The 20,261-nt window shown below is 65.6% G+C and carries 13 protein-coding genes; 6 read left to right on the top strand and 7 right to left on the bottom strand.

Annotated features, from left to right (window positions below; genetic code table 11):
* Positions 1-43: 43 nt before the first annotated feature.
* Both H6A16_RS09070 and uvrA read right to left on the bottom strand, forming a co-directional pair.
* Positions 44-1,336, bottom strand: coding sequence for an NlpC/P60 family protein (locus H6A16_RS09070; protein WP_204618406.1), 1,293 nt, complete (start codon positions 1,334-1,336; stop codon positions 44-46).
* Positions 1,337-1,761: 425 nt separating this feature from the next.
* Positions 1,762-4,638 (bottom strand): excinuclease ABC subunit UvrA, encoded by a 2,877-nt coding sequence (uvrA, locus tag H6A16_RS09075; RefSeq protein ID WP_204618408.1) that lies wholly within the window; start codon positions 4,636-4,638, stop codon positions 1,762-1,764.
* A gap of 189 nt (positions 4,639-4,827) precedes the next feature.
* On the opposite strand from uvrA, the gene H6A16_RS09080 reads away from it, so the two are divergent.
* Positions 4,828-6,963, top strand: coding sequence for an LTA synthase family protein (locus H6A16_RS09080; protein WP_204618410.1), 2,136 nt, complete (start codon positions 4,828-4,830; stop codon positions 6,961-6,963).
* Positions 6,964-6,972: 9 nt separating this feature from the next.
* Here H6A16_RS09080 and H6A16_RS09085 read toward each other — a convergent pair whose 3' ends face one another.
* Positions 6,973-8,247, bottom strand: a complete 1,275-nt coding sequence (locus H6A16_RS09085) for a sirohydrochlorin cobaltochelatase (RefSeq protein WP_204618412.1) — start codon at positions 8,245-8,247, stop codon at positions 6,973-6,975.
* Between the two features lie 199 nt (positions 8,248-8,446).
* Between H6A16_RS09085 and H6A16_RS09090 the strand changes: the two genes are divergently transcribed.
* The 5 genes from H6A16_RS09090 (at position 8,447) to H6A16_RS09110 (ending at position 15,679) form a co-directional block, all read left to right on the top strand.
* Positions 8,447-8,986, top strand: coding sequence for a GNAT family N-acetyltransferase (locus tag H6A16_RS09090; protein ID WP_204618414.1), 540 nt, complete (start codon positions 8,447-8,449; stop codon positions 8,984-8,986).
* Between the two features lie 138 nt (positions 8,987-9,124).
* Positions 9,125-11,701 (top strand): FAD-dependent oxidoreductase, encoded by a 2,577-nt coding sequence (locus tag H6A16_RS09095; RefSeq protein ID WP_204618416.1) that lies wholly within the window; start codon positions 9,125-9,127, stop codon positions 11,699-11,701.
* A 158-nt stretch (positions 11,702-11,859) separates the two neighbouring features.
* Positions 11,860-12,705 (top strand): P-loop NTPase, encoded by an 846-nt coding sequence (locus H6A16_RS09100; protein WP_204618418.1) that lies wholly within the window; start codon positions 11,860-11,862, stop codon positions 12,703-12,705.
* Positions 12,706-14,007: an NAD(P)/FAD-dependent oxidoreductase gene (locus H6A16_RS09105; protein ID WP_204618420.1), complete on the top strand. Its 1,302-nt coding sequence runs from the start codon at positions 12,706-12,708 to the stop codon at positions 14,005-14,007.
* A 10-nt stretch (positions 14,008-14,017) separates the two neighbouring features.
* Positions 14,018-15,679, top strand: coding sequence for an FAD-dependent protein (locus tag H6A16_RS09110; protein ID WP_204618423.1), 1,662 nt, complete (start codon positions 14,018-14,020; stop codon positions 15,677-15,679).
* Between the two features lie 105 nt (positions 15,680-15,784).
* Here the strand turns inward: H6A16_RS09110 and H6A16_RS09115 are convergent, their stop codons facing one another.
* The 4 genes from H6A16_RS09115 to coaE form a co-directional block, all read right to left on the bottom strand.
* Positions 15,785-16,453, bottom strand: coding sequence for a hypothetical protein (locus tag H6A16_RS09115; protein WP_204618425.1), 669 nt, complete (start codon positions 16,451-16,453; stop codon positions 15,785-15,787).
* A gap of 143 nt (positions 16,454-16,596) precedes the next feature.
* Positions 16,597-18,843, bottom strand: coding sequence for an excinuclease ABC subunit UvrB (gene uvrB, locus H6A16_RS09120; RefSeq protein ID WP_204618427.1), 2,247 nt, complete (start codon positions 18,841-18,843; stop codon positions 16,597-16,599).
* 32 nt (positions 18,844-18,875) lie between these two features.
* A complete protein-coding gene (locus H6A16_RS09125) occupies positions 18,876-19,460 on the bottom strand; it encodes a lytic transglycosylase domain-containing protein (protein WP_204618429.1) in 585 nt (194 codons plus the stop codon).
* Positions 19,457-20,089: a dephospho-CoA kinase gene (coaE, locus tag H6A16_RS09130; protein ID WP_204618431.1), complete on the bottom strand. Its 633-nt coding sequence runs from the start codon at positions 20,087-20,089 to the stop codon at positions 19,457-19,459. The genes H6A16_RS09125 and coaE overlap by 4 nt, the downstream gene beginning before the upstream one ends.
* Positions 20,090-20,261: the final 172 nt, after the last annotated feature.

Here is a 20,261-nt window from a genome sequence, read left to right on the forward strand (position 1 = left end):
TTACGCTCCGGGGCCGCTGAAATCACTTCCGCACGTCGACGGACTAGACGATCGGGCCACCGCCGATGAAGCCGCCGATGTAGTCGAGCGTACGGTAACCGACGCCCGAACCCGGGATGGAGTCGATCATCTCTCCACCGCCGATGTAGATGCCCACGTGGCCGCACCAACGGCCACCGGTGGCGAAGAACACCAGGTCGCCGTACTGCAGCTGGCTCACATCGGTCGTGATATAGGCGACCTTGCCGTAGAGCGACTCGGGGCTGTTGGACCAGGGGCCGAGACCGAGCGCGTAGTCGATCAGGCCGGAGCACGTGAACCAAGAGGTGCTGGTCGAGCCGGTCCAGTTGTAGCCGGTGTAGGAATAGCCGGAGCCGATCACCGACTGGGCGCGGGCGACCAGGTTGCTGGCGCTCGACGTCGGGCCGCTCGGGGTGATGCTGCCGCCGGAACCGGAGCCGGAATCGGAATCGTCCTCGTAGTCGTCCTCATAGCTGTCGTCGTAGTCGCTGCCGGAGTCGGAAGACGGCTCGTCGGCCTCGTCGGAGCCGGTGCTGGTGTCCTCGGCGGGCGCCTGCTCGTCGGTCGACTCGGAACCGCCGTTCTCGGTGGTCGTCTCGCCCTGCTCGCCCTGCTGCTCCTGCTCGGCCTGGGCGGCCTGCTGGGCAGCGAGCTCGGCGGCGCGGGCCTCGGCGGCTGCGCGGGCAGCCTCCTCCTCGGCGGCGATCTGCGCCTTCAGCTCATCGGAGAGCTGGTCGTAGTAGCTTTGGGCCTCGTTCGCGGCTGCCATGGCGGCCTCGGTCTTGACCTGCTGGTCGGCGACGAGCTGCTCCTGCTGGGTCTTCTGCTCCTCGAGGGCCTTGCGGTTCTCCTCGAGCGACTCCTTGAGCTCACGGGCGTTCGTGATGACGCTCTGCTTGTGCTGAGCGGCCTTATCGGCGTAGTGCAGGTTCGAGATGAGGTTGGTGAAGCTGCCGGAGTTGAGCAGCACCGAGACGATACTCGCGCTGCCGCCCGACTTGTACTGGGAGCTCACCAGATCGCCCAGCTCCTCCTGGTAGGCGGCGAGCTGGACCTCCTCCTCGGCGATCTGAGCCGTGGTCTGCTCGATCTGGGCGTTGGTGTCGTTCAGGTTGGAGGTGACGGTGGCGAGGTCGTTGCCGGCCTGCTCAGCCTGGGAATACAGGGAGTACAGCTGCTCCGACACGCTGTCGAGCTGCTGCTGGAGCTCGGCCGAGGTCTCTGCCAGGGCCGGCGCGGGGCAGAGGCCCGCGGTGAGCGCGAGGCCGAGTCCCAACGTGGGGATGGCGAAGAGGCTACGTTTGAAGTGCGCCATAGATTACATCTCCTAACGGTGCGCGCCGCGAGGCGGAGCGCTCGTATCGGTCTTCGTCCCGCTCTGCGGGAGATCAAAGGTAGAGCCATTCTAACAGCCCGCGTCGTTCGAACCCAACCGATTCATCCCCCCTCCATAGGTCTTTAAGCTTCAACCTGAGCTTAAAGGGAGGCGATCTCATGTTGTCTGTGCCGCATGTTACCTGCGGGTTTAGTCCTCTTCGGACATTGCGGACACCCTGTTCGCATGCTTCTTCCCGCTTCGCGGAAACCGACCGCAACGGTCGTCGAGAGGTATGGATTTGCTCACGAGCGGCTTACCCGACGGTGTCCGTCTTGTCGAATTCGAACGTGCTTTTCCAAAATACGGGGCCGCCCGAAGAGGACGGTCCCGTATCGGTAGCAAACATATGTCGAGGGGATGCGCTACGCCATCTGCCCCGCCTGGCGGGCGCGGTCGCGCTCCAGGATGGGCCCCAGGAACCTGCCCGTATAGCTCTCCTTGCAGGCAGCCACCTGCTCGGGCGTGCCCGACACCACGATGGTGCCGCCGCCGTTACCGCCCTCGGGACCGAGGTCGATGATGCGGTCGGCGACCTTGATGACATCGAGGTTGTGCTCGATGACGAGCACGGTGTTGCCGGCGTCCACCAGGCGCTGCAGCACGTCGATGAGCTGGCGGACGTCCTCGAAGTGCAGGCCCGTCGTGGGCTCGTCGAGAATATAGAACGTGCGGCCGGTCTGCTTGCGGTGAAGCTCCTTGGCGAGCTTCACGCGCTGCGCCTCGCCTCCCGAAAGCGTCGTGGCCGGCTGGCCCAGGCGCACGTAGCCCAGGCCCACGTCGTAGAGGGTCTGCAGCTTACGCTTGATCTGCGGGATGTTCCCGAAGAAGGCGAGCGCCTCGGTTACGGACATATCGAGCACGTCCGAGATGGACTTGCCGCGATAGAGCACCTCGAGCGTCTCGCGGTTGTATCGCTTGCCCCCGCAGACCTCACAGGGAACGTAGATATCGGGAAGGAAGTGCATCTCGATCTTGATCTGGCCGTCGCCCTTGCACGCCTCGCAGCGTCCTCCCGGCACGTTGAACGAGAAGCGGCCGGGCGAGTAGCCGCGCGCCTTGGACTCGGGCACGCTCGCGAACAGCGCGCGCAGGTCGTCCCACAGGCCGATGTAGGTCGCCGGGTTCGAGCGCGGCGTGCGGCCGATGGGCGACTGGTCGATATCGATGACCTTATCGATCTCCTCGATGCCCTCAATGGCGCGATACGGCCCCACGGGGCGCGCCGAATGGTGGATGGCGTTGGTGAGCGCCGGCGCGATCGTATCGGTGACCAGACTCGACTTGCCCGAGCCCGACACGCCCGTCACCACGGTAAAGGTGCCGAACTCGATCTTTGCCGTCACGTTCTTGAGGTTGTTGGCCTTCGCCCCGCGCACCACGAGCGCGCCGCGCCCGGGCTTGCGGCGCTCGTCGGGCAGGCGCACCATGCGCTTGCCCGTGAGGTACTGGCCGGTCAGCGATGCCGGACAGGCCATGATGTCGTCCGGCGCGCCGGCACACACGACCTCGCCGCCGTTCTCGCCCGCACCGGGGCCCATGTCGACCACGAAGTCGGCCGCGCGGATGGTGTCCTCGTCGTGCTCGACCACGATGACCGTGTTGCCGAGGTCGCGCAGGCGCTCGAGCGTGGCAATAAGGCGCTCGTTGTCGCGCTGGTGCAGGCCGATGGAGGGCTCGTCGAGAATATAGAGCACGCCCATGAGGCCCGCGCCGATCTGCGTGGCCAGGCGGATGCGCTGTGCCTCGCCGCCCGAGAGCGTGGCCGAGGCGCGGTCGAGCGTGAGGTAGTCCAGGCCCACATCCACCAGGAAGCGCAGGCGCTCCATGATCTCCTTGACGATGCGGCCGCCGATGAACTGCTGGCGCTCGGTGAGCTCGAGCGCCCCGAAGAACTCGAGGGACTCGCGGCAGCTCATGCAGCACACGTCGTAGATGGACTTGTCCCCCACCGTGACGGCCAGCATCTCGGGGCGCAAGCGGGCACCATGGCAAGCGCGGCAGGGCTCCTCGCGGATGTAGCGCTCGAGGCGCGCCTTGGTGTTCTCGTTCGTCGTCTCGATATAGCGTTCGTACAGGATGTTGCGCACGCCGGAGTACTTCGTGAACCAATGCGTGTCGCGGCCATCCTGCGTGTGGTAGTCGACGCGCATCTTCTTGTCGCCCAGGCCGTCGAGGAAGATCTTCTTCACGCGCGCGGGAAGGTCTTTCCAGGGCGTGGCGGGATCGACCTTGAGGTGCTTGGCGAGCGCACGGAAGATCTGGGGATAGTAGTTGGACTTGCCGAAGAAGCTGCCGAACACGCCCTCGTCGATGGAGAGGTTCGGATCCTCGATGAGCGCTTCGGCATCCACAACCTTCTTGAAGCCCAGACCGTCGCACTCGGGGCAGGCGCCATAGGGCGCGTTGAACGAGAAGTCGCGCGGCTGGAGGTCGTCGATGGAGTGGCCGTGCTCGGGGCAGGCGAGGGCGAGCGAGTACGTCAGCACATCGCCCGGCGTGCCCTCGGGCGCGTCGCGGTCGGGCAGCAGGTAGACGGCGACACGGCCATGCGCGAGTTTGGTGGCCTGCTCGACCGCCTCGGCGATACGGCCCACACTGCCCTCGCGGATGACGATGCGGTCCACCACGACCTCGATGGTGTGGCGGAACTTCTTATCGAGCTCGATGGGATCGTCCAAGCTGCGGACATCGCCGTCGATGCGGACACGCGAGAAGCCCTCGCGGCGCAGGTCGTCGAGGAGCTTGGCGAACTCGCCCTTGCGGTCGGAAACCACCGGCGCGAGCACGAGGGCGCGCCGCCCCGCACCCGCCTCCATGATCTTGTCGGCAACCTGGTCGGTCGTCTGGCGCTCGATCACGCGGCCGCACTCGGGGCAGTGCGGCGTGCCCACGCGCGCAAAGAGCAGGCGCAGGTAGTCGTAGATCTCGGTGACCGTACCCACCGTGGAGCGCGGATTCTTGCTCGTCGTCTTCTGGTCGATGGACACGGCCGGCGACAGGCCGTCGATCGAATCGAGGTCCGGCTTGTCCATCTGGCCCAGGAACTGGCGGGCGTAGCTGGACAGGCTCTCCACGTAGCGGCGCTGACCCTCGGCGTAGATCGTGTCGAAGGCGAGGCTCGACTTGCCCGAACCCGACAGGCCGGTGATCACGACGAGCTTGTCGCGCGGAATCTCGACGTCGATGTCGCGCAGGTTGTGCTCGCGCGCACCGCGGATGACGATAGAGGAATCTGACATGGGTGCCCTTTCGGTTATGCCAGCGGTATGCATGCTGTCGACCAAGTCTAACCCCAAACAGAACGGACACGTGTTCGTCTGCAAGCGCGCCACGGGATATCCAATCCTTGTTCGATATGTGCCGCATTTGACTGCGCAGGTGGGTCGTGGGATTCTTTATTTATCTGTAAACGTATGGTAAAGAGCCCCATGACCGAAATCCTTCCCCTGACATTCGCCATCATCCCCCTTGCCGCGGCGATCGCCCTCGTCGTGTTCACCATCGCGATGATCGTCCACACGCGCCGCGAGGGGCGCCGCGTCACGCCGGGCGCCATCCTGTGGCCCGTGCCCTTCATCGCGATGCTCGCGGGCATGGCGTGGATGTGCTCCGCGGAGATGTGCATCTTCGAGCCGACCCTGCTCGTCATCTTCTCGCTGGCGGTCGAGGCGCTCGGCGCGCTCACGCTCGCGCGCACCTATATCGTGACGTGGCTCGACCAGCTCGACCCGGCCAGCGGCCGGGTGATGCGCCCCGTCCGCGACGTCGGCATCCTCGCCGCCGCCTCCGTGCTGTCGGTCTGGTCGCTCGAGCGCGCCTGGAACGCCTCGTACGCGAGCATCCCCATCCTCTACTTCGGCACGGCGGTCTTCCTCGTATTCGCCGTCATGCTCGCCCTGTACTTCTTCGGCCAGCGCTCCGGCGTGCTCCCGGCGCTGGTCGTCCTCACCTGCTGCGGGTTCGGCGTCGCCCAGTACTTCATCGAGCAGTTCAAGTCCGCCGCCATCCTGCCGAGCGACCTGCTCGCCCTCGAGACCGCGGCCGCCGTGAGCGGCGGGTACACCTACCAGATCGACGCTGCGGTCACGGAATCGATCATCGCCGCCTGCGTGGCGCTCGCCCTGCTCTCCTTCGTGTGGCCCGGCCGCCCGCGCGATGCGCGGCGCGGGGCCATCGGCGTGGCCGCCAACCTCTGCTGCGGAGGCGCCATCGTCGTCGCGCTCGCATCGGCCTACAACGGCGTGCGCATCGAGGAGGCGCTCGAGTTCACCTACGACCGCTGGTGGCCCATCTCCACCTACCAGGCGACCGGCTTCATCCCCTCGTTCATCGCCGTGGCTCAGGACCTCCCCATCCCCGAGCCCGAGGACTACAGCGACGAGGCGGCAACCGACTCCCAGGCCGAACTCGTCGCCCAGTACGACGCGACCCTGGCCACCTCTCCCGAGCGCGTTGCCGCCGAGCAGCAGTTCGCCGAGGTCCAGCCCACCGTTATCGCCATCATGAACGAGAGCTTCTCCGACCTCTCCGTGTACGAGGGGCTGCGCAACGCCGGCTACAACGGCCCGTCGTTCTACAACTCGCTGGGCGATACCCTGCAGCGCGGCACGCTCATGGTGTCGACCAACGGCGGCGGCACCGCCAACACGGAGTTCGAGTTCCTCACGGACAACTCGATCGCCTTCGTCGGCAACGGCAAGTACCCCTATCAGCTCTATAACTTCTCCGATGTGGACAGCCTGCCCAAGCAGCTCGCCGCCGCCGGCTACCGCGCGCGGGCCATCCACCCCATGCCGCCCAACAACTGGAACCGCTCGCTCGTTTACCGTCAGCTCGGCTTCGAGGACTTCATCTCGAAGGATGAGTTCGCAGATGCGCCCCGCTACCACTCCGGCGCGACCGACCGCGCGACCTACGAGAAGGTTCTCGAGCTTCTGGCTGAGGACGGCAACCCGCAGTTCGTCTTCGACGTCACCATGCAGAACCATAGCGGCTACGACGCCGGCTCCGTTCCCGAGGGCGACATGACGTCCTACGCTCCTGAAGGCGTCGGCGACCAGACGCTGCTCAGCCAGCTCAACACCTATCTCGCCTGCATCGAGGCGTCCGACAGCGACCTCTCGTGGTTCATCGAGCAGCTGCGCGGTCTCGACCGCCCCATCGTCCTCGTGTTCTTCGGCGACCACCAGCCCAATTTCACGACGGCCCTGAACGATACGCTCCATCCGGGCGAGGACACCCTCACCCACCAGTGGCGCCTGTTCGAATCGACCTATTTCGTCTGGGCGAACTACGACGTCGCCGGCAACGACCAGGTGAGCCTGCAGGCCGAGCTCAGCGCCAACGAGCTCGCGGCGCAGATGATGTACCTGATCGGCGCTCCGCTGAGCGACTACCAGAAGGCGCTGCTTGCCAGCCGCTCGCAGATCACGTCCATCAGCGCAAACGGCTACCGCGGCGCCGACGGCCTGTGCTACGAGCTGGAGGCGAACAGCCCCTACGCCTCGCTCGTCGACGACCTGCGCAGCATCCAGTACCTGAACTTCGCCCGCAACATCCGCTAGGCGCGAATCCTACAGGAGCTCACGGCGGATCGCGGCAGCCGCCCGGGCAACAAGCGCATGCCCCGCCGCGTCGCCCGCGCGCGACGCCACGCCGGCAACGAGCTGCTCGCCCTCGCAGAGCGCGGGGAAGAAAAAGGTGCATTCCTGCGGGGCATCCGCCACCGACACCGGGATACGAAGCCTTCGGCAGCGCTCGGCGACCATATGGTTGACCGCACGGTTATCCGTCGCGGCCACCACAAGGGCGCACCCCGCCTCGTCACCGGCAGCGTAGGCGCGCCGGCACACCGTGATTCCCTCGCCTTCGAGGTCTTCGGCCTGCGGATCGATAACGGACACCATCGCATCGAAGCGCGCGAGGGCGCGGGCGCGGCGCTCCCCCACCTTGCCGCAGCCCACCACGAGGCATCGCGCTCCCGAAAGGTCGACGAACAGCGGGAACCGCGCGTGCTCGTTCCGCGTCATCGGCAAGGCGGGCACGCCGCACTCGACGACCTGCGCATTCTCGAGATGCGAGGCGGCGAGCCGCTGCACCTCGGGCCACGCACCGAGCCCCATGGCAACCGTGCGGACGGCGTATCCCGCCGCCTCGAACCTGCTGCGCCAGCTCGCGCTCCCAACGCCTAGGATATCGCGCTCGGCATGGCCGGCAGAGGCGATCATGAGCGGTGCGAGCAGAAGCTCGCACCCGGCCTTCGAGTGCGCCTCGACAACGCGGATCACCTTGTCGAACGGCGGCTCTCCACGCAGCAGCCCGATGTGGATATCGGAGCGTCCGAGCGCATCGAGCGCACCCTGCAGAGCCAGGTAGGCGAGCTGCCCCACCCCGGAAGCTCCGTGGCCCACCAGCACGATTGGACAGCCGGGCTCAAGGGGCAGGTGCGCGTCGATGGCCCGGGCGAGCACGTGGGCATCGGACGCCGACGACAGGAGGGGCGCCGAAAGCCGCACGGTATCGAACAGGGGCGCCTTCGCCGTCACGGCTCTCCGAAGCCCAGCGTAGGCGGTGCCATCCACGAGATGCGTCGAGACGACCGTAACGTCGCGGACTCCCGCGTCCCACAGCTCCTCGAGGGCAGAGGCGGGATCGAGCACGCATTCCCCGCGCTCGGCAAGCGCACTTCGGGCGCGTGCGCTCGTATAGGCCTCGCGCACCGGGGCGCCGGCGTTGCCGGCATCGGCGCGAAACGCCGAGACGACGGCCGATACCAAGGGCTCCACGAAGCATCGACGCGCCTCGTCGCGCGATGTCCCGTATGCTGTGACCAGCAATCCTCGCATCATCCGCCCGTGCCCTTCACTCCGCAATCTCCGCACAACCGTTGCCCTTATGATACCGTCGCCGCGCTGCGGGCAGGCATCGGGCGTGCAGCCGGGACGCCGGCTCATTTCGGGCCGATTGCCGCCGATCCCCGCCCGCGCGCACGGGGACGAGTCGGCGTAAACTGCATCTCGTTACCCGAAGACAGCAGAGGAGATACCCATGGAGCAGCGCAACAATCTGCCAACGTTCGGCGCGGCATCCTTCGAGGCGGTCGCCACACCCGAGCAGGTGCAGCAGCTTGCAGAGCTTGCCGGCGCGATCTGGCGCGAATACTGGCCGGCGACGATCGGCGCGGCGCAGACCGAGTACATGATCGAGCACTTCCAGAGCCTGCCCGCCATCGAGCGCGACATGGCCGAGCACGGCTACGAATACTGGTTCGTGCGCGCCGCGGACGACGGGCGCATCGTGGGTTATACGGGCGGCCATGTGGAGCCCGAGACGAACCGGTTCTTCGTGAGCAAGATCTACCTGCTGGCATCGGAGCGCGGCAAGCACTTCGCCAGCGCCGTCATCGCGTTTTACGAGGACCTCTGCCGCACGCGCGGCCTTCGCGCCATGTACCTCACGGTCAACAAGCACAACGAGCTCGGCATCCGCGCCTATGTCGCCAAGGGCTTCGAGACCATCGACGCCGTCGAGACGGACATCGGCAGCGGATTCATCATGGACGACTACATCATGGAGAAGGCCGTCTAAGGCCGCCCGCCCCGCCTGCGCTTCCCCGCCGCACGCTCCCCACCTCGAGGCGGGGATATGCTCTCTGAAAGGCCTATCATGGATGCATACGCCCGCACAGGACGCGACCGCGTCCCATGCAAGAGAGGGGATATGCGCATGAAGTACCTTATCGTCGGAGGCGTCGCCGCCGGCACCAAGGCGGCAGCGAAGATCAAGCGCTGCGACCGCACTGCAGACGTGCTGGTGATCTCGAAGAGCCACGACATCTCGTATGCCGGCTGCGGCCTTCCCTATTACGTGGGTGGCGATATCGAGACCCGCGAGGAGCTCATCGTCAACACCCCCGCGGCCTACGCCGGCCTCACCGGCGTCGAGGTCCAAACCGGGCAGGAGGCAATCGCGCTCGACGCCGCGGCGAAGACCGTGACCGTCCGCTCCGAAGACGGCTCCGAGCGCGCCGAGACCTACGACAAGCTCGTCATCGCCACGGGGGCGTCGCCCTTCGTGCCGAACGTGGAGGGCATCGACCTTCCCGGCGTCTTCTGCCTGCGCACGCCGGATGACGCCACCGCCATCCGCTCCTACCAGAAGGATGCCTCCTGCCGCCGCGCCGTCGTCTGCGGCGCGGGCTTCATCGGCCTCGAGGTCGCCGAGAACCTGCTCGCCCAGGGCCTGCAGGTCACCGTCATCGACGCCATGCCCCAGATCCTGCCCGGCGTCTTCGACCCCGAGATGGCCGACTTCGCGCGCCGCCAGCTCAAGGCCGCCGGCATGCGCGTGCTCACCGGCACCTCGTTGACGGGCATCGCTGGCACCGAGCGCGCCGAGGGCGTGCAGACGGCGACCGGAACCATCCCCGCCGACATCGTCGTGGTCGCCATCGGCATCCAGCCCAACACGGCTTGGCTCGAGGGCTCGGGCATCGCCCTGACGAAGGGCACTATCGACACCGATGAGTTCTGCGCCACGAATCTCGCAGACGTCTACGCCGCCGGCGACTGCGCCATGGTCCGCAACGCCATCACCGGCAAGCCGGCCTGGAGCCCCATGGGCTCGACGGCGAACATCGCCGGCCGCGCGCTCGCCCGCACCCTCACCGGAACGCCCACCGCGTACCCGGGCGTCCTCGGCACCGGCGTGGTGCGCCTGCTGCCCACGCTGAACGGCGGCCGCACCGGTCTCACCGAGGCTGCAGCCCGTGCGGAGGGCCTCGACCCCGCGTCCATCGTCGCCGTCCTCGACGACAAGGCGCATTACTACCCCGGCTCGTCGAGCTTCTTCATCAAGCTCATCGCCGACCGCGCCAGCCACCGCCTGCTGGGCGTCCAGGTGCTCGGAGCGGGTGCCGTGGACAAGGTTGTTGACGTTATCGTCGAGGCGCTCTACAGCAAGCTTAAGGTCGAGGACCTCGACCTCATGGACTTCGCCTACGCGCCGCCGTTCTCGACGGCGATCCACCCGGTCGTGACGGCCGCCTACATCCTCGAGAACAAGCTCGCGGGTGCCCTCGAGACCTTCACGCCCGCCCAGTACGCCGCCGGCGAGGCGAAGGACTACACCGTCATCGATGCCCTACCCGCCCCCACCATCCCCGGCGCCGAATGGGTCGACCTCGCGAAGGTCGTAGGCGAGCTCCCCGGCCACGCCAAGGATGAGAAGCTCCTGCTTGTGTGCGCCAAGGGCAAGCGCGGCTACTTCATGCAGAACCGCCTGAAGGCCGCCGGCTACACCAACACGCGCGTGCTCGAGGGCGGCATGACCTTCAACGAGGTCAAGGTGCCGCGTCCGGCGGGCAAAAAGCTGCCAGCCGCCGAGATCAAGCGCCTGAAGGGCCTGGGGTGCCTTCAGGACAAGCGCTGCGACGACGTGTTCAACATCCGCGTCATCACCCGCAACGGCAAGCTGACGAGCGCCGAGCAGAAGACCGTGGCCGACGCCGCCGAGCGGTTCGGCTCCGGTGAGGTCACCATGACCACGCGCCTGACGCTCGAGATTCAGGGCGTGAAGTACGACAACATCGACGCGTGCATCGCCTTCCTGCAGGACGCGGGCCTCGACGCCGGCGGCACCGGCTCCAAGGTGCGCCCCGTGGTGAGCTGCAAGGGCACCACCTGCCAGTACGGCCTCATCGACACCTTCGGCCTCTCCGAGAAGCTGCACCAGCGCTTCTACGTGGGCTACCACGGCGTCGAGCTGCCGCACAAGTTCAAGATCGCCGTCGGCGGCTGCCCCAACATGTGCGTCAAGCCCGACCTCAACGACCTGGGCATCGTGGGCCAGCGCGTGCCGCAGATCGATCTCGACAAGTGCCGCGCCTGCAAGGTCTGCCAGGTCGTGAAGGCCTGCCCCATGGGCGACGCGCAGGTGGGCCCGGACGGCAAGATCACCATCGCCGAGGAGCTCTGCAACCACTGCGGCCGCTGCATCGGCTCCTGCCCATTCGATGCGGTGAGCGAGAGCCTTGTGGGCTACAAGGTCTACATCGGCGGGCGCTGGGGCAAGAAGACCGCCCACGGCCAGGCACTGGACAAGATCTTCACCACCGAGGACGAGGTCATGGACGTCGTCGAGCGCGCCATCCTGTTCTTCCGCGACGAGGGTATCTCCGGTGAGCGCTTCGCCGACACCCTGGCGCGCCTGGGATTCGACTACGTGCAGGACAAGCTGCTCTCGGCCCCCATCGACAAGGAGGCCATCCTCAACAAGAACGTGGTGGGCGGCGCCACCTGCTAGTACAAGAACCGACGCCGCAGCGCATGCGCCCGATGAAAGTTTGGGGCCTGTCCCCGAACTTTCATCAGATGGGTACAATGAAGCCGTGTCAACCATCGATGCCCAGCCGCGGCGCCCGTCGCGCATGCCGCTGGGCGCAAATCCCGAAAGGACTTCCCATGGCCTCTTGTGAACACGCACAGGCCGCCGGCGGCCAGACCGCCCCGATGCAGTTCGAGGAGAACAACCTTTCCGAGGTCAAGCGCGTCATCGCCGTGCTTTCCGGCAAGGGCGGCGTCGGCAAGTCGCTCGTCACCGGCTCGCTCGCCGTTGAGCTCGCCCGCGGCGGCGCGAAGGTCGGCATCCTGGATGCCGACATCACCGGCCCCTCCATCCCCCGCATGTTCGGCATGGGCGACCGCCGCGCGCACGGGTTGGGCAAGCTGCTGCTCCCCGAGATCTCCGCGACCGGCATCAAGGTGATGTCGTCCAACCTGCTGCTGCAAAACGAGACTGACCCTGTGCTCTGGCGCGGCCCGGTCATCGCCGGCGCCATCAAGCAGTTCTGGAGCGATACATCTTGGGGCCCGCTCGACTATCTGCTCGTCGACATGCCCCCGGGCACCGGCGACGTCGCGCTCACCGTGTTCCAATCGCTGCCGGTCGATGGCATCGTCGTCGTCACGAGCCCACAGGACCTGGTGTCGATGATCGTCGCCAAGGCCGTGAACATGGCCGACAAGATGAACGTACCCATCCTCGGCATCGTCGAGAACATGAGCTACGTGCAGTGCCCCGACTGCGGTCGCTCCATCGAGATCTTCGGCGCGAGCAAGCTCGACCAGGTCGCCGAGACCTATCACCTGAACGTCCTCGACCGCTTGCCCATCGACCCGGCGCTCGCCGCCGCCTGCGATGCCGGCACGATCGAGACGGAGCTTCAGGCAGGCACCCTGCCCCTGGCTCTCGCAGCCGCTAAGGCCGTCGAGCCTCATGAGGGCGACGATGCCGAGGACCAGGCGTAAGTGACCAGTCGCCCCACATACGACGTAGCGATCATCGGCGGCGGCGCCTCAGGGCTCGCCGCCGCCGTTTCTGCAGCGCGCACGGGAAGAAGCGTCGTCATCATCGAGCGCGACGTCGAGATCGGCCTGCCCATCCTGGCGACCGGAAACGGGCGCTGCAACCTGTCCAATACGGACCTCGACCCCGCGCGCTACCGCCATCCCGACATCGTGCGCGCCGTCATGGGTGAGCATCCGGAAGCGGAGCTCGCAGCGTTTTTCGATTCGCTCGGCCTTATGACCTGCGAGATCGACGGGCGCCTGTACCCTTACAGCAAGCGCGCCGACTCCGTGCGCGAGGTCCTGCTCATAGCGGCGCTTCGCGCCGGCGCCCAAACACTTACCTGCGCCGAGGTCGAGCGCGCGACGTACGATGCCGGCGAGGGCATCTGGCATCTTGAGGTCTCAAAACCTGCCAAGCCCCTACCGATGCCGAAAAAGCCCCACGATTTCAAGGCGCTCATCCGCGCACAGCGCAAAGAGCTTCGCCGTGCGGAACGCGTAAGCGAGACCCTCTCGGCCCGCCGCGTCGTCATCGCCTGCGGCGGCGCGTCGGAGCGCATGGCCGTGCTGTTCCACCTGCCGCATATCCCCGAGAAGCCCGTGCTGTGCCCTGTGGCCTGTCAGCCCCCAGACGACCGCCACGTTCCCTTGCGCCCCTTCGCGCTCGAGCAGCTCGACGGCTTGCGCGTCGACTGCCGGCTTTCCCTTATTCGCAACGGTGCGACCATGTGGAGCGAGGACGGCGAGGTCCTCTTCCGCTCGTATGGCATCTCGGGCATCGTCGTGTTCGACCTCTCGCGGCGCTGCTCCGCCGGCGATATCGTGGAGGTCGATCTGTTCCCCGCCTATGGCGAAGATGAGCTCACCGAGCTTTTCGAGGCGCGCGCCGCCGTCTTCGGCAATCCCGCGCGGATGGCCGGCACCTGGTTTTGCGGGGTGCTCGACAGCAGCCTTGACGCGCATATCGCCACCCTCGCCGAACCGATCGGCCACACCTGCGGCACGTACGCGCATCTCGCCAAGCACCTCGCCTTCGAAGTGAGCGGCACCACCGAGCACGCAAGCGCGCAGGTGCGCCGCGGCGGCATCCCCTTTGACGCCGTCGAGCTGCCCTCGCTCGCGATCAAGCCCGACATCGCACCCGCGCTCTCCATCTGCGGGGAGGCGCTCGATATGGACGCCGACTGCGGCGGATTCAACCTTGCCTGGGCATGGCTCTCGGGCATCAGGGCGGCAACCTTGGGAAGCACCACGCACTGAAAGGCCCATCATGCTCGAGATCAGCCAGATTCCCGTCACGCTCGACAACGGAGCCACCGAAGAGGGATGCCTAGATGCCTGCCGCCAGGCGGCGCGACGCGTGCTCGGATGCAAGCCCTCCGACATCGCGCACATCGAGCTCCATCGCAAATCGGTCGATGCGCGGAAGAAGCGCGACGTGCACTTCGTTCTGAGCGCACGTCTCCGGCTCCGCAGCGAGCAGGCCGAGCGCACGGCCCTTGCCCGCGTCCCATCGCGCGACGCCGCGCACGTTCGCCCGGTCGACGACGAACCGACGAGCTTCCCGGCACCCCTGCACGCCTCGCTGCGCCCCGCCAAGCGGCCGGTCGTGGTCGGTGCGGGCTGCGCCGGCCTGTTCTGTGCGCTCACGTTGGCGGAAGCGGGCCTGGCGCCCCTCCTTATCGAACGCGGAGACGACGCAGCCACGCGCACCGAGACGATTGAGCGCTTCTGCCGAACCCGCATACTCGACCCGGAGAGCAATATCCAGTTCGGGCTTGGCGGCGCGGGCACCTTTTCCGACGGTAAGCTCAATACCGGAACGAAAAATCCCGCGCATCGGCTCATCCTGAAGACGATGGTCGACGCTGGCGCCCCGCGCGACATCCTCTGGGATGCAAAGCCGCACGTCGGCTCCGACATCCTTCCCACCGTTGTCACCCACATCGTGCGCCGCATCGAGCAGCTTGGCGGCGAGGTCCGCTTCGGCTGCAAGCTCGTGGATATCGAGCGATCCGATCAGGGATCGCCCGTCGCCATTCATGTCGAGCGACGCAGCCAAGGAGCCCACGCGTCGTCAGAGCGCATCCCCGTCACCCATCTTGTGCTCGCCTGCGGCCATTCGGCTCGCGACGTTTTCCGCCTTCTCTGCGATCGCGGCTTCTCCGTCGAACGCAAGACCTTCGCCATGGGCGTGCGCATCGAGCACCTGCAGGCAGATATCGATCGTGCGCAATACGGATCTGCCGCCGGGCATCCTGCGCTCGGCGCCGCCCCGTACAAGCTCGTCACCCATCTGCCGAACGGCCGCAACGTCTTCACCTTCTGCATGTGCCCCGGCGGCGAGGTCGTGGCCGCGGCAAGCGAAGAAGGCGGCGTGGTCGTCAACGGGGCGAGCCTCTATGCGCGCGCCGGCCGAAACGCCAACGCCGCCCTGCTGGTCAACGTGAACCCCGACGACCTGCTAGGCGCCGATCCGCTTGCCGGCATCGACCTCCAACGGCGTTGCGAGCAACGCGCATTCGAGCTCGGTGGCGGTAACTACCGCGCGCCCGCTCAGCTCGTGGGAGATTTCCTCTCCGGCCGCCCCAGCACCGCCGGGGGCCGCATCGAGCCCACCTATCCCCTTGGAGTCACCTGGACCGCTCTCGACCAGGCGCTGCCCTCCCATATCATCGAAACGCTCCGCGCCGGCATCCCCGCTCTCGGTCGCAAGCTGCGCGGCTACGACGACCCGGAGGCGGTCCTCACCGGCGTGGAATCGCGCTCGAGCTCGCCCGTTACCGTCGTGCGCGACCGCTCCTGCACCGCGCTCGGCGCGCCGGGTCTCTTCCCCTGCGGCGAGGGTGCGGGATACGCCGGTGGCATCATGAGCGCGGCGACCGATGGCATCCGCTGCGCCCAGGCGCTCATCGACAGCCTTTCAAGCTAACCTGGGTCGATGCCGGGAACAGTCCTTCCGGCGTGGCAGATCGACAAGAAAAAAGGCGGGACCGAAGTCCCGCCTCGACATGCAAGCCAAAACGCCTTGTTGCCGCTATGCGACGGCAGCGCCCTTATCCTTCTTGCGCAACGCGCGGATAGGCGCCCAGATGGACTCGTCGATGGAGCCGACACCATGAAGCGCCACGGCACCATACACGAAGCCCCATGCGGCGATGAAGAGCGTGAGCGACGTCAGACCCTGCGCGGCGCCCTCGCCTGCGAAGTTCATGATGTTGATGAACGACACGATCCACGTGGCGGCGGCGACGCACAGCTCCACGAACCAGTGGCCCGCGTCGACGCGATCCATGTGCAGCGCGATGAACATCACGAAGAACGCGAGGAAGATACCCACGAACGCCCAGGTCTGCGAATACACGCTGATGTCGTAGGGGAAGAACAGCTCCCAGAAGCCGAAGACGAACATGAAGAGACTCATGAGCACCTCGACCCACGAAAGCACCCATCCGCTGCGAGACACGAACGACGCGATGCCCGTCAGGACACCGAGGACGATCGCGCACCACGGGAGCATCGAGAGGATGCCCGCCAGGCCGTCATGCGGCGTGATCATGAACATGCCCAGACCGCCCCACGAAGGCGTCACGTAGTTGTACGCGGCCATGCCGAAGCAGAACACGGCCATGATGACCAGGTTCCACTTCACCAGCAGCAGCTGCTCCTTCAGGCAATCGAGCTTTGCACGCGTCTGCTTTCTCATTGCTCCCCCTTAGCCGACACGAATCTATCGGGCAGATTCCATCGAAGTGAAATCCATACCATGCCGCAGTGATTATAGCACCGCATTCGCCCTTGAACGACCAGCTGACTCAGGGAAGCTTCTGCCGCGTAGGCGAGCGCGCATCAGTGCTTGAAACGCGCCCCCTGGCGCTTGCGGCCGCCACCGAATTTCGAGCCGCGCCGCGCATCCTTACGCAGGCGCTCGATGACCTCCTGCTCGGTTCCGCCTTCCACGATCGCCTTGAGGTGAACGAGCGCATCGCGCAGGCGAGCAGCCTCCTCGAAGTCCATGGCCTCCGACGCGCTGCGCATGTCCTCCTCCATCGTGGCGATGATGCGCGCGACCTCCTCGGAAGGCAGCGATGCCAGCTCCGCAGCAAGGCGCTCTCCCGTGCTTTCTTCCTCGGCGGCTTCGGCTCCGGCCGCCTCGCTTCCTGCCGGCGTGAAGAACGCGCCATGGCCGAGCGAGTCGCCGCGGCTGCGATCCTTCTTCCCCACCGTCTCCGTCGCCTCGGCGATAAAGCTCGAGATGTCGTTGATCGCCTTGCGCACGGTCTTCGGCTCGATGCCGTGCTCCTCGTTGTAGGCCATCTGGATACCGCGGCGGCGGTTCGTCTCGTCGATCGCCTCGCGCATGGAGTCGGTGATGGTGTCGGCGTACATGATGACCTCGCCGTCGGCGTTACGCGCCGCACGGCCGATCGTCTGGATGAGGGAGCGCCTGTTGCGCAGGAAGCCCTCCTTGTCGGCGTCGAGGATCGCGACGAGCGAGACCTCGGGCAGATCCAGGCCCTCGCGCAGCAGGTTGATGCCCACCAGCACGTCGATCTTGCCCTGGCGCAGATCGCGCAGGATCTCGACGCGGTCGAGGGTAGCCGTGTCGGAATGCATGTAGTTGACCTTGATGCCTGCGTCGAGCAGGTGGTCCGTCAGGTCCTCCGCCATACGCTTCGTGAGCGTCGTCACGAGCACGCGTTCCTTGCGCGCCGTGCGCACGCGGATCTCGTCCAGCAGGTCGTCGATCTGCCCGCGAACCGGACGCACGTCGATCTTGGGATCGAGCAGGCCCGTGGGACGGATGATCTGCTCGACGTTGTTCTGGCTCACGCGAAGCTCGTAATCGCCCGGCGTCGCGCTCACGTAGATGAACTGGGGAATGCGGGCCTCGAACTCATCGAAACGCAGCGGACGGTTGTCGAGCGCCGAGGGCAGGCGGAAACCGTGCTCCACAAGCGTCACCTTGCGCGAGCGGTCGCCCTCGTGCATGCCGCGGATCTGAGGGACCGTGACATGGCTCTCGTCGATGATGCAGAGCATGTCTTTCGGGAAGTAGTCGATAAGCGTGAACGGGGGTTCTCCGGGCTTTCTGCCATCCAGATGGCGCGAATAGTTCTCGATGCCCGTGCAGAAGCCCATCGTCTCGAGCATCTCGAGGTCGTAATCGGTGCGCTGCTGCAGACGCTGCGCCTCGAGCAGCTTGTCCTCGGCCTTGAGCTCGGCCACGCGCTGCTCGCATTCCTCCTCGATGGTCTTGAGCGCCTGCGTCACCTTCGGCTTCTCGGTCACGTAATGGGACGCCGGCCACACGGGGATGGCATCGTACTCGCGGAGCAGCTCGCCCGTCACCTCGTCGATCTCGGCGATGAGCTCGACCTCGTCGCCGAAGAACTCGAAGCGAAGCGGATGCTCGGCATAGGGAGGATAGACATCCACCACGTCGCCGCGCACACGGAAGGTGCCGCGTGCAAGATCGTAGTCGTTGCGGTCGTACTGGATGTCGATGAGCGCATGGATGAAGTCGTCGCGCTCGAGCGGGACCGTCTTATCGACATTCGGGGCAAGGCCGGCGTAATCCTCGGGGCTGCCGATGCCGTAGATGCACGACACCGAGGCAACGACGATCACGTCGCGGCGCGAGAGCAGCGATGCGGTCGCCTGATGGCGCAGCATCTCGACTTCCTCATTGATGGAGGAGTCCTTCTCGATATAGGTGTCGCTCGCCGGCACATAGGCTTCGGGCTGATAGTAGTCGTAGTACGAAACGAAGTACACGACGGCATTATGGGGAAAGAACTCCTTGAGCTCGCTGGCGAGCTGGGCAGCGAGCGTCTTGTTAGGAGCCATGACGAGCGTCGGCTTGCCGAGCGCCTCGATGGTCTTAGCCATCGTGAACGTCTTTCCCGAACCCGTGACGCCCAGAAGGACCTGATAACGGTCCCCTGCCTCGATGCCGTGCACAAGGGACTCGATAGCCTGCGGCTGATCGCCCGAAGGCTCATACGGCGCCACGACCTCGAATGCGGCGTCTTCACCGGCCACGCCGAACCGCTTGAGCTCGCCTCCGACGCGCTCGACCTCGAAATCAGCCATGGCAACCTCCATCACGTACGAACGTTGCGGATTTACATGAAGCTATCTGGATAAAGCTCCCGATATCGCTCATGAGCCGTCTTGACGCGAACAAGATAGGACTGGGTCTCGGGGAACGTAATCGAATCCGCGAGGTCCTGCCCGCCATCTGTCCACGAATCGACATTGCCCATGCCGGCGTTATAGGCGGCGATCGCATGATCGGTCGCGCCGTTGAAATACGAGATCAGATACGAAAGATACGCGCAGCCGATCCTGATATTCGTAGAAGGATCGTACAGGTTATCGGGATCCACCTCGTCAGAAGAGACATAGCCCTTGTGAACCATATCCCACGCGGTATCGGGCATGAGCTGCATAAGGCCGCAAGCCCCGCTGTCTGAGTGCGCAGAGGGATCGAAGCCGGACTCGGTCTCGATGACCGCCGCCACGAGATATGGATCGAGCCCGAACTCGGTTGCGGAGGACAAGATGTCCTCCTCATAGCGAAGCGGATAGAACAGCTGGAAGAGCTGAGCGGGCGCATAGGCATATGCCCACGAAGCGCAACCGAACAGCAGGACCAGCGCAACGGGAATCACCCGATACCACGCAAGAAGACGTGGGCGTCGAGTCATGAGAGTACCTCCGAAGATGTCAGAAGACCATGGCTTTCGAGCCATCGATCAAGAGAGCTAAAAAGACTATCATCTCCGGCAGTATTGTCAATAACGACATCAGCAAGAGCGCATAGTTCAGATTCAGAAGGCTGGCATAGCGCGCGCTCGTCAAAGGCTGCGGGGTCCATTCCGCGCGCCACAGCACGCTCACGCCGAACGTCTATCGGCGCGCTGATGGCAAGAATCTCATCGGCAAGTCCGAACGCATCGGTAAAAGCAGCCGCGACGGAAACCTCCACGACCGTGAGCTCCGGATCAGGTACCGTGACGGTGCAGCACAAGGGCGGAAGCAATCGAAACGCAAGCTGCTCGATAAGCACGGGGTGGACGATCGCGTTGAGATCATCGGCATCCTGCGGGGTAGCAAACGCCTGGCGCGCCAAGGCATGCGAGTCGATTCCCCCGTCAGGATTGAGAATCTCGAATCCGAATCGATCGGCGAGCTCCATCACAAGAGTTGAGCCAGGAACATAGAGCTCCTTGGCGAACTCATCCAAATCGATTCGAATTGCCCCGCGCCGTTCGAGATACTTCGTGGCACACGATTTTCCCGACGCGATATTTCCAATAACAAATGCAGTAAACATAGGCGCTATTGTACCCGCAGAATGAAAGTTTGGGGACAGGTCCCGAACTTTCACGCGGCCGAAAAGGGGAAAGGGCCCCGGGGGATCGCTCCCCCGGGGCCCTCCCCGCGATGAAACGCCGTCCACCGGTCAGCGGCGCCCTGCTCTCCCACGGGCTTCCCCCGCAGTACCA

Origin of the sequence: Collinsella tanakaei, assembly GCF_016900375.1 — a bacterium.
Classification (GTDB): Bacteria; Actinomycetota; Coriobacteriia; order Coriobacteriales; family Coriobacteriaceae; genus Collinsella.